Genomic DNA, 11,967 nt, shown 5'->3' with positions numbered 1-11,967 from the left:
CTCCATGATCGATGCGATCAAGCAGCAGTCAGACACCCGCCGGGTAGGTCTCCATCTCGCCGGGGAGCGCCGGCACCGGTAGCGGGTGCAGTGCTGTGGTGTCGTCGCACCAGAGGAAGGCGTCATAGCGGTCGCCGAGCCGGGTGGGCACGTAGTTGCCCCAGGACTCGAACGACGGGTCGTAGACGACCCCGATCGCCCGATGGTCCACTGTCTCGGTGACCCAGCCCGGCTGGTCGTCACCGCCGAAGATCAGCACCGCCCGCTCCGGCATCAGCTCGTGCAACCGCCGCTCGATCGAACCCTCCCGAGCCGGGGGCACCACCATCGCCTCGGGCGGCGAACCCCAACGGGGTGCGGCGATCACTGTGCCCCGGTAGCTGCCGAAGCCGACCAGGGCCACAGCGTCCTCACCGTGCCGTTCCCGGGCCAACTGACCAATGTTGACCATCCCGTCGGCGGCCATGTCGGTGGCCCGCGCATCCCCGACGTGCGTGTTGTGCGCCCAGACGATGCCCCGGGCGTCGGGACCGTACCGGTCCAACAGCCGGTCCAGGGTGTCCTGCATGTGGGTGTCGCGGATGTTCCACGAGTCCGGCCCGCCGGCCACCATCGCCCGGTAGTACCGCTCGGCGCCGGCCACCACCTCCGCGTTCTGCCAGGCCGAGAAGCGGTCCGGGCCGTCGGAGAGGGCGTGCTCGCGGGTCCGGGCGAGCAACCGGACGACCTCCTCCTCGCAGCGGGCGGAGACGAACCGGCTGGCCGCGCCGTACTCCTCGACCCTCTTGCCGTACGGCTCGAAGCACCGGTACGCGTCCTGCGCCGCCTCCAGCGACTTCGGGTCCTCCTCCCCCAGGTAGTCGAAGATCGCCTGCATCGACTCCCAGAGGCTGTACACGTCGAGCCCGTGGAACCCGGCCCGTTGCTCCTCCGGCCGCTCCACGTTCCAGGCCCGCAGCCAGCTCGCGAACCGGGCCACCTCGGCATTGGCCCACATCCAGGTCGGCCATCGCTCAAACGCCTCGAGTGCGAGCTGCGGTTCGAGCGCGCCGCCCGGCGCGGCCGTCACCGAACGGTGCACCCGATCGCAGTCGGGCCAGTCACCCTCCACAGCGACGAAGGAGAAACCGCACTCCGCGATCAACCGGCGGGTGAGCTGCTCGCGCAACCGGTAGTAGTCGTAACTGCCGTGGGTGGACTCACCGATCATCACCACCCTGGCGTTCCGGACGCGCTCCAGCAGGGGGTCGAAATCGCTCGGCGCGCCGAGCCGCTGAACCAGCATGCCAGCGGCTACCCGGCCGCCGCTGCGGCAAACCGTCCGCGCGTCGCGGGCCGACACGCCGGCCGCCGGGCCGTCGTGGGCCCCAACCCAGCCGGTGTACGACCACCGCGAGCGGGTAGCCGGCCGACATGACCGTCACCGGCGTCCAGTTGCAGGAGTACCTGGCCGGGCTCGACTACCCGGTCTCGCGGGAGGACCTGATCCGCTGGGGTCAGGAGAACGGGGCCAGCACGGCCATGCTCCAGATGCTCCAGGCCCTACCACCCGACCAGTTCAACTCCCCCGACGAACTGAACGCCGCCCTGACCACCCCCACCTAAACCCGATCACTTCCTTGTGGCCTCGGTGATCATGAAGTTGTTGCCGTCCGGCACGGCGTGTCGCGCCGCTAACTTCATGATCACCGCAGGTACGAGGGGGGGTGGGTGGGGTTACGGGAGGGGGATTGTGCGGGCTTCTGCTCGTGCGGTTTCGGCGGCGGCGAGGATGGCGACGACCTCGCGGCCGAAGCGGACGTCGCAGCGGTGGTCCCGCGTGCCGGCCTGGACCTGCTCGACGAGCTGGTCGATGGCGACGCCGAACGCGGTGGCGGCGTCGTTCTCGCCGAACGGGACCTCCTCGATGCCGTTCTCGCCGTAGAACACGAACTCCCGGGCCATCGACTCGGTCGGGGCATCCAGGGAGAGCGAGGCGCTGCTCGTGGCGCCGCCCTCGTGGGTGAGCAGCAGATGCACCATCCCGCTCGGCCCGTCCATCGCCGCCACCTGGGTCACCCGACCCAGCACCGGCAGGAGGATCGAGAGGGCGTGCGGGGCGATGTCCCAGAGCGCCCCGTGCTCCCGGCGCCACAACGAGCCGCCGTACGGGCTGCCATCCTGGAAGATCGAGGCGAACGCTGTGGTCCGACCGTGCTGCCAGCCCCCGGCGGCGGCGGTGGCGGCGAGGAACGCTGTCACGTTCGGCTGGAACCGCTGGGTGAAGAAGACGACCGAGGCGACCCCGGACTCCTCGGCGGCGGCCACGACCCGGTCGGCGTCGGCCACGTTGAGCGCCAGCGGCTTGTCCAGCAGCAGGTGCCGACCGGCGCGGGCCGCCCGGACCGCGATGTCGGCCTGGATGTCCGGCGGCAGCGCGACGGCGATCGCCTCGCACTGCTCGATCAGCGCGTCGACGTCGGCGTAGGCGGGCACCCCGTACCGCTCGGCCAGCGCTGACGCTCGCTCCGGGTTGCGGCCCCACACCCCGACCAACTCGGCGTCAGGATGTGCGTGCAGGGCTTTCCCGTGTGTCTCGATTGCCCAGTGACCGGTGCCGAACAAGCCGAACCGCAGCACGTGTACCTCCGCTGTTTTCCCCGCACCGCGGCAACGCCACGGACGTGATCCACGCTAGTCGCCCCGGCGGTCATGACGGCGGCGGGTTCGACCAATCGAAGCAGCCCACCGCCGTTTCCGCTCTCGGGAACGTCAGGTCCGAATGCCGCCAGACACCCCCGGTACGGCGGGGCAGTCTCGACGACATGCCGAGCACGAGTCCAGCGACGACAAGTGGTGTCGTGACGTTCGACCACTGGTACGACTTCACCGAGGGCGGCCCCGTGCACCGCGCGCTGCTGCCGTTTCCGTCGACGGTGCCCGCCCCGTTCGAGGTTGCTCGCTGGTCGGTGCCCCCGAACACGGCCAACGATCTGGACGTCCACCGGTCCCGTGAAATGTGGATCATCGTGGCCGGGACCGGAACCGTGACGTTCGCCGACCAGACGGGCGTCCTGCGGGCCGGAGATGTCGTGGCGTTCGACAGCGGGGTGCCGCACCAGATTCGCAACGACGGGCCGGATCCGCTCCTTGCCGTCTCCGTCTACTGGCTGCAGGCGAACGACTGACGCCTGTAGGGACAGGGACCCGCGGACCTGGCGACGGGTGGGCGTCACACGCGGAGAGGCAGGGCACCCCTTTACTACGACGGTTAGTAGGCTGTGCCGGTGACCGAGGCAACGACCGGGTGGTGCCGGTGACCAGCGTGGGCGCCGATTCGCCGGTGGACGGGATCGTCGCGACTGTGCCCATCGTGCTGTCGCTGCTCGTGGCGGTGTGGGCGCTGGTGGCGGCGGTACGCCACCGGCCGCCGGACCGGGTGCAGTTCGTCGGTCTGGCCGTACTCGAAGTGGCGTTGTTGGTGTTGAGCGTGCTGGCGCTCGTCGCGGTCGGCGGCGGGGATCGGCCCGGCGAGCCCGGCGCCTTCTTCGGCTATCTGGTCACGCTGGTGTGCCTGCCGCCGCTGGCCTGGGTGCTGGCCCGGATGGAACCGACCCGCTGGGGTTCGGCGATCGTGTGCGCGGTCTGCCTGGTGGCCCCGGTGGTGGTGGTCCGGTTGCAACAGACCTGGGAGGTGCTCGGTGGTTGAGACAGGACCGGCTCGGCAGCGCACGAACTCCGGCCCCGGTCGGCTGCTGATCGCTGTCTACCTGCTCTTCGCGATCGCGGCGACGAGTCGGGCGGGGTTGCAGATCGCCACCAAGTTCGACGAGGCGCCGGTGGCGTACCTGCTGTCCGGGGTGGCCGCGCTCATCTACATCGTGGCGGCGGTGGGGTTGGCCCGCGCCGGGCACACCGGCCGTCGGGTCGCGCTGGCGTGCTGCTCGGTGGAGCTGGTCGGGGTCGTCGCGGTCGGCATCCTGAGCCTGGTCGACAAGGACCTCTTCCCGGACGAGACGGTCTGGTCGCAGTTCGGCAGTGGGTACGGCTACATCCCGCTGGTACTGCCGGTGCTCGGCCTGATCTGGCTCTGGCGCACCCGCCAGGCACCCGCCTGATCCAACGCACGCTCCGCCTGACCGGCGAAAGGACCCGGCGACGAGACCCGGCGACGAGGGCGCCGGCTCGCCTGCCGGAGCGCCCTCGTCGTGCGGTACCTGTCAGTCCCGCGGGCCGCCCGCGACATAGATGACCTGACCGGAGACGAAGCCGGCGCCCTCGCTCGCCAGGAACGAGATGGTGTGCGCGACGTCCTCCGGCCGGCCCGGGCGACGGACCGGGATCTCGGCGGCGGCGTGCTTCTGGAAGTCGTCGAAGTCGACCTTCATGCGGGCGGCGGTGGCCGCCGTCATGTCGGTGACGATGAAGCCGGGTGCGACAGCGTTCACTGTCACCCCGAACGGCCCCAGCTCGATGGCGAGCGTCTTGGTGAAGCCCTGGAGACCGGCCTTGGCGGCGGCGTAGTTCGCCTGGCCCCGATTGCCCAGCGCCGAGGTGCTGGAGAGGTTGACGATCCGCCCCCACTTCCGGTCCACCATGTGCTTCTGGGCGGCCTGGCTGAACAGGAACGCGCCGCGCAGGTGCACGCCCATCACCGTGTCCCAGTCGGCGTTGGTCATCTTGAACAGCAGGTTGTCGCGGAGCACACCGGCGTTGTTGACCAGCACGGTCGGCGCGCCCAGCTCTCCGGCGATCCGGCTCACCGCCGCCTCGACCTGGTCCCGGTCGGACACGTCGGCGCCCACCCCGAGCGCCCGGCCACCAGCGCCAGCGATGGCGTCCACCGTCTCCTTGGTGGCCGCCTCCTCGATGTCGACCACGGCGACTGCCATTCCGTCGGCGGCCAGCCGTCGGGCGGTGGCCGCGCCGATGCCACGTGCGGCTCCGGTGACGATGGCGACGCGGGACTCCTCCGACATGATTACCTCCCGGTAACTTGGGGTCGATCGGAGGAGCTTAACCTCAACAGGCCGACCCCCGGCATAGGCGAATCCACCGGTATCCGTAGCCGGAGACCTTCACCGCCCCGAGCTTGCCCAGCTCTCCGTAGCCACGGTCGGCGAGTACGTCGATCGGCAGGTCGGCCTCCGGTTCGAGGCTGCTGAGGTCCACCTCGACGTCGTCGGTGCCCAGGTTGTGCACGAAGACCATCGTCCCGGTCGGCCCGTCCGCCCGGTGCGTCAGCACGCCGGGCGGCACCGGCACGTCGATGTGGCTGGTCGAGCCGGAGCCGATCTCCGGCGCCTCCCGCAGCGTACGGATCATGCGCTCGAACCAGGCGAGCAGCGACTTCGGGTCGCCCCGCTGGGCGGTGACGTTCACCGTCTGGTAGCCGAACTCACCCTTGTCGATGACCGGGCGGATCAGCTTCTCCGGGTCCGCCGTGGAGAAGCCGGAGTTCGGCTGGTACGACCACTGCATCGGGGTACGGATCGCGTCCCGACCGCGCAGTGACAGGTCCTCGCCCATCCCGATCTCCTCGCCGTAACGCAGCACCGGCGTGCCGCGCATGGAGAACTGGAGGGCGTACGCCAGCTCGATGCGCCGCCGGTCGTTGCCGAGCATCGGGGCGAGCCGGCGACGGATGCCCCGGTCGTAGATGCGCATGTTCTCGTCCGGGCCGAACTGCTCGTACACCTGGTTGCGCTGTTCGGTCGTCAGCCGGGACAGGTCGATCTCGTCGTGGTTGCGCAGGAAGGTGGCCCACTGCCCGCCAACCGGCAGCTTCGGGGTGTCGTGCAACGCGTCGATCAACTGCTCCGGGTCCTGCCGGGCCAGGGAGAGCATGAGTCGCCCGTTGAGCATGAAGTCGAAGAGCATGTGGATCCGGTTGCCCGAGCCACTGGCGTCGCCGAAGAACGTCGGCAGTTGGTCCGGTTCGACGTTCGCCTCGGCCAGCAGGACGGCGTCGCCGCGGCGCCACTGGACGTGCTGGCGCATCTCGGTGAGGAACTCGAAGTCCTTCGGGGAGTTCGGGTTGCCCGGTTCGGTCAGCTCGATGATGAACGGCACCGCGTCCATCCGGAAGCCAGAGACGCCGAGCTGGAGCCAGAACGACATGATCTTCTTGATCTCGTCCCGGACCTGCGGGTTGGCGAAGTTGAGGTCCGGCTGGAACTTGTAGAACCGGTGGTAGAACCACGCCTTGGCGGTCCGGTCGTAGCTCCAGGTCTCGTCCTGCTCGCCGGGGAAGACCATGCCCTGGTGCCGGTCGTCCGGTTCGGTGTCGGACCAGACGTACCAGTCCCGGTAGGGCGAGTCCGGCGAGGAACGGGCGGACTGGAACCACGGGTGCTCGTCGGAGGTGTGGTTGACCACCAGGTCGATGATCACGCGGATGCCCCGGTTCTGCGCCTGGTGCAGCAGCTCGGCGAAGTCGCCCAGCGTGCCGAAGCGCGGGTCCACGTTGTAGAAGTCGGTGGCGTCGTAGCCGTCGTCGCGGTTGGGCGACGGGTGGATCGGGTGCAGCCACAGGCAGGTCACCCCGAGCCGGGCCAGGTAGTCCAGCCTCCCGATCAGCCCACGGATGTCACCGACCCCGTCGCCGTCCGAGTCGGCGTACGTGTCGATGTCGAGGCAGTAGACGACGGCTTCGGAATACCAACGGTCACCCATGCCGGAGGAACATCTCCGTTCGATCACCGCGGCAAACCCGTGCGGCGGCTGCGGGCGGCGTTGGTTACCGTGCCGTCATGGAGAACGACCTCGTACCGCCGAGCGAACTGTTGGACTGGTCCCGGGGCAGCTGGCTGCACCCGCCGGTACGCGTCGAGGAGGGCCCGGCCGGCGAACTGATCGTCGAGCCGGCGGCGGACAGCGACTTCTGGCGGCGGACCAGCTACGGCTTCGTGCACGACAACGGCCCGGCCCTGCTGGCGCCGCTGCCGGTGGGCGCCGCCATGGAGGTGAGCTTCCGGCTCGACTTCTCGGCGCAGTTCGACCAGGCAGGTGCGTTCGTCCGCGTGGACGAACGCACCTGGACCAAGGCCGGCGTGGAGATCAGCGACGGCGAGGTGCAGCTCGGCGCGGTGGTGACCCGGGAGTTCTCCGACTGGTCCGTGGGGCCGGTGCCGGAGTGGGCGGGCCGGGAGGTGACAGTCCGGGTCAGCCGGGCCGGCGACGCGTTGACCATCCGCGCCCGGGTCGACGACGAGCCGTGGCAACTGGTCCGGCTCGCCCCGCTGGACCCGACGGCCGAGGCCGTGGCCGGCCCGTTCTGCTGCGCGCCGTCCCGCGCCGGTCTTAGCGTGGTCTTCACCGGCTGGCGGCAGGGGCCGGCGGACACCGCGCTGCACCCGGAGCACTGAGCGCAGGTGTAGTTCGGTCCCCGCTGGGTATGACCATCCGATCCCCGACAGCCGACCGGAAGGACGACCCATGGCGTACGCCCAGGCTGGCGACCCGTCCGAGTTCACCGGGTTGACCGGCTGGGTGGCTTCGGTGATCGAGGCGATGGGCCCGGTCGGCGTGGCGCTGCTGGTGGCGTTGGAGAGCATCGTTCCGCCGATCCCCAGTGAGATCGTGCTGGCGCTCGCCGGTTTCCTGGCGCACGAGGGCGAGTTCAACGTCTTCCTCGTGGTGCTGGCCGCGACGGTCGGCTCGTTGGTCGGCGCGTTGGTGCTCTACTGGCTGGGCGCGGCGCTGGGCGAGGAACGGCTCAAGCGCTGGCTGGACCACATCCCGTTGGTGGACAGCGACGACCTGGAGAAGGCCGACAAGTGGTTCGAGCGGCACGGTCGGTGGGCGGTGCTGATCGGCCGGGTGGTGCCGGTGGTCCGCAGCCTGGTCTCCGTGCCGGCCGGGGCCAACCGGATGCCGCTGGGTGAGTTCATCCTGCTCACCACCATCGGCAGCGGGGTGTGGAACGGTCTCATCGTGGGCGCTGGTTACGCGCTCGGCAACCAGTGGCAGGACGTCGAGCGTTACAGCGACTGGTTCAACTACGCGATCGTCGCGGTCTTCGTCGTGATGGTGGCCAGTTGGGTGATCCGCAAGGTTCGCAAGCGTCGGGATCGCGACGACCGGCGGTCGGTGACCGCCGGTCGCTGATCCGCGTTACCTGTTTCTGTCCAGGGGGCGCGACGGGACCGCCTGCGGGCGGCGCAGCACCGCCTGCTCAAGGGCCGACCACACGCTGGTGGTCACCAGGTAGATCACCGCGGCGAGCGGCAGCACCAGCGCCACCAGCACTGTCGTGAACGGCAGCAGGGGCAGCAGCCGGCCGAGCGTGGCCGCCCCCGGACCCTCGGTCGGCGTACCGGCCACAGTGCCCACCGCCGCCGACGCCCGACGGGCCCGCCGCGACGACCACCAGGCCACCACCAGCAACACCACAAGCAGTACGCCGAACAGCGGTCCGGCCGCACCGGCCAGCCCGTCGCTGAGGTGGTGACCCAGTGGCACGCCGGCCAACCGCTCGTCCAGCAGCCCGGTGCCGCCCTCACTGGTGCTGAACAACCGGTACAGCACCAGCAGGAACGGCGCCTGGATGAGCAGCGGCAGGCAGCCGGCGATCGGGTTCGCGCCGGCCTCCCGGTACAACGAGAACACCTCGCGCTGGAGCGTGGCCGGGTCGTCCGCGTGCCGCTGCTGAAGCTCACGCACCTGCGGGGCGAGCGCCGCGCGGCGCCGCTCGCCGCGGACCTGCGCGACGGTCAGCGGGGAGATCAGCAGGCGGACGGCGATGGTGAAGAGCACGATGGCGGCGGCTGTCGCTCCACCGCCGGCCAGTGGTTCGAGCAGTCCGGTGAGCCAGGACAGCGCGCTGCCGGCAGCGGCGACAGCGTCGTGCAGTGGTGCGAAGGCAAGCATGGGAAACCCCTCGGTCCGATTCCGGTGAGGCCCTCCCCCGGGCGGTATCCGCTCAGCAAGGGGGCCGGCGACGGCGGGATCGGCCGCGCGGCGGCGAGGCGCTACGCGGCCGAGGGGTGCCCCGGAGCACGGGGACGAGGACGACCGGCCGCATCCGGGTCGATCTGGCGGGGCATGCGTCGACTTCGGGAGCGGGCCCGCAGGCCGGCCCAGCGCGGCCCGGCACCGGGCGCGCCAGCCCGGTCGTGCACCCGGGCCGCCAACACCACAGCGAGCAGCACCAGGGCGGTCAGCGCGGCGCCGGCGAGCAGGTCGGCCGGTCGGCCCGCGAGCACTGTGAGCTGGGCGAACGCGGACATCCACGCGACCCCGACATAGCCCAGCAGCACCGGCACGGGCCCAGCATAGGACCCGCTGTCACGTCACCCAGCCAAATCCGCCTGCTCGCCCCGAAGACGACGCACCGCCGCCACGTTTCCCGGCATCGCCACGTTGGGTAACCAACGGCGGACCAACGCGGACGGACCGCGAACGGTAGAAACGGACGGGTGATGTCGATGACCGGTCAGGTGGCGGAGGCGCCCAGCGACATGGCTGCGGCGGCCGGGTTGCTCACCGTGGGTGTCGAGGAGGAGTTCCTGCTCGTCGACCCGCACACCGGGGCCGCGGTTCCGGCCGTGGACCTGGTCATGGAGCAGGTGCCGGCCGAACTTCGCGGGCAGGTGGAGCGGGAGTTCCAGACCAGTCAGATCGAGATCGGCAGCCCGCCCGGCCTGGAGCTCTCGTCGATCCGGCACTCCCTCGGCGTCCTGCGTCGGGCGCTCTCCGACGCCGCCGAGCGGGCCGGCGTACGCCTGCTCGCCATCGGCACCGGCCCGGTGGACGGCCCGGTGCCACCGGTGGTGGACAAGCCGCGCTTCGACCGGATGATCGAGCGGTTCCGGCTGCTCGTCCCCGGCCCCGGCAACAACGGTATGCACGTACACGTGGGGGTGCCCGACCCGGACACCGGCGTTCAGGTGCTCAACCACGTACGGCCGTGGCTGCCGATGCTGCACGCCGTGACCACCAACTCGCCGTTCTCCCGGGGCGAGGACACCGGGTACGCCAGTTGGCGCTCGGTGGAGTGGGAGCGCTGGCCATCGGTGGCGCCGACGCCGTTCCTGGAGTCGCACGAGCACTACCAGCGGCTGATCCGCCAGTTGATCTCCAGCGGGGTGATGCTCGACGAGGGGATGCTCTACTGGTACGCCCGCCTGTCGGCGAAGTACCCGACGGTGGAGCTGCGGATCGGCGACGTCTGCCCGTCGGTGGACGACGCCGTGCTGGTCGCCGCGCTGGTCCGGGCGCTGGTGGCCACCGCCATGGCGGATGTCGAGGCCGGCCGGCCGGCGTTGCAGACCGACCACCACCTGCTGGTCGGCGCGCACTGGCGGGCCGCCCATGACGGCCTGGAAGGCGAGGCCGTCGACGTCACAAACGGTGAGTTGCGCCCCGCCTGGGAGCTGTTGGACCGGTTCGTGGAGCGGATGCGCCCGGCGCTGGAGGAGCACGGCGACTGGGCCGAGGTGACCGACCTGCTGGGTGGGTTGCGCCGGCACGGCAGCGGCGCGGCACGGCAGCGCGCGGTGTTCGAGCGCACCGGCCGACTCACCGACGTGGTACAGGACGTCGCACGGCAGACCCGCGGCTGATCACCGCGTGACAGGATGGACCCGTGGCGCAACGGCTGATCGTCATCGGCGGGGACGCCGCCGGAATGTCGGCGGCGTCCCAGGCCCGACGCCGCCGTGACCGTGGCGACCTGGAGATCATCGTCTTCGAGCGGGGCCACTTCACCTCCTACTCGGCGTGCGGCATCCCGTACTGGATCAGCGGCCTGGTGCCCGGTCCCGAGGCGTTGATCGCCCGGACCCCGGAGACGTTCCGCACCGAGTACGCGATGGACGTCCGGATGCGCCACGAGGTCACGGCCATCGACCTGGAACGCCGCGAGGTGGTGGCCCGGGACCTCAAGGGCGCCGGCGAGGTCCGCGAGCGATTCGACGACCTGATGTACGCCACCGGCGCGGTGCCGGTGAAGCCGCCGTGGGCGATCACCGACGCGGGCGGCGTGTTCGGCATGCAGACCCTCGACGACGGTGCGGCGCTGCGCGACTGGCTGGACGCCGACCCGCAGCCCCGCCGGGCCGTGGTGGTGGGCGGCGGGTACATCGGCGTCGAGATCGCCGAGGCCCTCATCCAGCGGGGCCTCTCGGTGACCCTGGTGGAGGCGGGCGAACAGCCCATGTCGACGGTCGACAGCGACATGGGCGAGCTGGTCGCCGAGGCGATGCGCGGCCTCGGCATCACGATCCGCGGCAGCCTGCCGGTGACCGGCCTGGAGGAGCGGGACGGCCGGGTGTCCGCCGTGGTCACCGCCGAGGGGCCGATCCCGACCGACGTCGTGGTCATGGGTCTTGGCGTACGCCCCAACACGGCGCTCGCGGAGGCGGCCGGGCTGCCCCTCGGCCCGACCGGTGCGATCCGGGTGGACCGGCGGATGCGGGTGCCCGGACACCCAGGGGTCTGGGCGGCCGGTGACTGCGTGGAGACCCTGCACCGGGTCAGCGGGCTGCCGGTGCACGTGCCGCTCGGCACGCACGCCAACAAGCAGGGCCGGGTCGCCGGGATCAACATCGGCGGCGGGTACGCCACCTTCACGGGTGTGATCGGCACGGCGGTGACCAAGGTCTGCGACCTGGAGGTGGGTCGGACGGGTCTGCGCGAGCGCGACGCCACGGCTGCCGGCTTCGAGTTCGTCTCGGTGATCGCCGAGTCGACCAACCGGGCCGGCTACTACCCGGGTGCCCGGCCGATGACTGTCAAGCTGATCGCCGAGCGCCCCAGCGGCCGCTTGCTCGGCGCGCAGATCGTCGGTTGGTCCGAGGCTGCCAAACGGATCGACTCGCTGGCCGTGGCGCTGTGGAACGGCATGACGGTGGACGATATGACGCAGCTGGACCTGGGCTACGCTCCGCCGTACGCGCCGGTCTGGGATCCGGTGCTCATCGCCGCCCGAAAAGCGGTCGACGCGCTCGCCGCCCTCGACCGCTGACCCGCGCCCGCCGTGGAGGA

The 11,967-nt window shown here is 70.8% G+C and carries 14 protein-coding genes; 8 read left to right on the top strand and 6 right to left on the bottom strand.

From position 1 onward, the window contains the following. Positions 1-28: 28 nt before the first annotated feature. Complete coding sequence (locus tag NIE79_RS23515) at positions 29-1,285, bottom strand: erythromycin esterase family protein (RefSeq protein WP_238680618.1); 1,257 nt, start codon at positions 1,283-1,285, stop codon at positions 29-31. Positions 1,286-1,413: 128 nt separating this feature from the next. On the opposite strand from NIE79_RS23515, the gene NIE79_RS23510 reads away from it, so the two are divergent. Next, positions 1,414-1,605 (top strand): DUF2795 domain-containing protein, encoded by a 192-nt coding sequence (locus tag NIE79_RS23510; protein ID WP_124815096.1) that lies wholly within the window; start codon positions 1,414-1,416, stop codon positions 1,603-1,605. A 111-nt stretch (positions 1,606-1,716) separates the two neighbouring features. On the opposite strand, the gene NIE79_RS23505 is transcribed toward NIE79_RS23510, so the two are convergent. Then, entirely contained in the window at positions 1,717-2,619 is a 903-nt protein-coding gene (locus NIE79_RS23505) for a Gfo/Idh/MocA family protein (protein ID WP_238680617.1), read from the bottom strand. 185 nt (positions 2,620-2,804) lie between these two features. Between NIE79_RS23505 and NIE79_RS23500 the strand changes: the two genes are divergently transcribed. The 3 genes from NIE79_RS23500 (at position 2,805) to NIE79_RS23490 (ending at position 4,097) form a co-directional block, all read left to right on the top strand. Then, a complete protein-coding gene (locus tag NIE79_RS23500) occupies positions 2,805-3,167 on the top strand; it encodes a cupin domain-containing protein (protein WP_238680616.1) in 363 nt (120 codons plus the stop codon). A gap of 128 nt (positions 3,168-3,295) precedes the next feature. After that, positions 3,296-3,688, top strand: coding sequence for a hypothetical protein (locus NIE79_RS23495; RefSeq protein ID WP_181518429.1), 393 nt, complete (start codon positions 3,296-3,298; stop codon positions 3,686-3,688). Next, complete coding sequence (locus NIE79_RS23490) at positions 3,681-4,097, top strand: hypothetical protein (protein WP_238680615.1); 417 nt, start codon at positions 3,681-3,683, stop codon at positions 4,095-4,097. Before NIE79_RS23495 ends, NIE79_RS23490 begins: the two co-directional genes overlap by 8 nt. Positions 4,098-4,199: 102 nt before the next feature. On the opposite strand, the gene fabG is transcribed toward NIE79_RS23490, so the two are convergent. Both fabG and NIE79_RS23480 read right to left on the bottom strand, forming a co-directional pair. Then, entirely contained in the window at positions 4,200-4,958 is a 759-nt protein-coding gene (gene fabG / locus NIE79_RS23485; protein WP_238680614.1) for a 3-oxoacyl-ACP reductase FabG, read from the bottom strand. A 43-nt stretch (positions 4,959-5,001) separates the two neighbouring features. Further along, entirely contained in the window at positions 5,002-6,654 is a 1,653-nt protein-coding gene (locus tag NIE79_RS23480; RefSeq protein WP_238680613.1) for an alpha-amylase family protein, read from the bottom strand. Between the two features lie 77 nt (positions 6,655-6,731). Between NIE79_RS23480 and NIE79_RS23475 the strand changes: the two genes are divergently transcribed. Continuing rightward, complete coding sequence (locus NIE79_RS23475) at positions 6,732-7,346, top strand: DUF1349 domain-containing protein (protein ID WP_238680612.1); 615 nt, start codon at positions 6,732-6,734, stop codon at positions 7,344-7,346. Positions 7,347-7,416: 70 nt separating this feature from the next. Continuing rightward, positions 7,417-8,088: a DedA family protein gene (locus tag NIE79_RS23470; protein WP_238680611.1), complete on the top strand. Its 672-nt coding sequence runs from the start codon at positions 7,417-7,419 to the stop codon at positions 8,086-8,088. Positions 8,089-8,094: 6 nt separating this feature from the next. Here NIE79_RS23470 and NIE79_RS23465 read toward each other — a convergent pair whose 3' ends face one another. Continuing rightward, positions 8,095-8,850, bottom strand: a complete 756-nt coding sequence (locus NIE79_RS23465) for a YidC/Oxa1 family membrane protein insertase (RefSeq protein ID WP_238680610.1) — start codon at positions 8,848-8,850, stop codon at positions 8,095-8,097. 101 nt (positions 8,851-8,951) lie between these two features. After that, the gene (locus tag NIE79_RS23460; protein WP_238680609.1) at positions 8,952-9,245 is read right to left on the bottom strand and encodes a DUF6412 domain-containing protein; all 294 of its coding nucleotides are present in this window, start codon (positions 9,243-9,245) and stop codon (positions 8,952-8,954) included. A gap of 156 nt (positions 9,246-9,401) precedes the next feature. Between NIE79_RS23460 and NIE79_RS23455 the strand changes: the two genes are divergently transcribed. Both NIE79_RS23455 and NIE79_RS23450 read left to right on the top strand, forming a co-directional pair. After that, positions 9,402-10,544 carry a carboxylate-amine ligase gene (locus NIE79_RS23455; RefSeq protein WP_372471768.1) on the top strand — a complete coding sequence of 381 codons (1,143 nt, stop codon included), beginning with the start codon at positions 9,402-9,404 and terminating at the stop codon, positions 10,542-10,544. 23 nt (positions 10,545-10,567) lie between these two features. Beyond that, positions 10,568-11,947, top strand: coding sequence for an FAD-dependent oxidoreductase (locus NIE79_RS23450; protein WP_238680607.1), 1,380 nt, complete (start codon positions 10,568-10,570; stop codon positions 11,945-11,947). Positions 11,948-11,967: the final 20 nt, after the last annotated feature.

The organism is Micromonospora trifolii, from assembly GCF_022229005.1.
Classification (GTDB): Bacteria; Actinomycetota; Actinomycetes; order Mycobacteriales; family Micromonosporaceae; genus Micromonospora; species Micromonospora trifolii.
The sequence above is the reverse complement of the archived record's forward strand: the minus strand, read 5'-3'. Positions and strand labels throughout refer to the sequence as shown.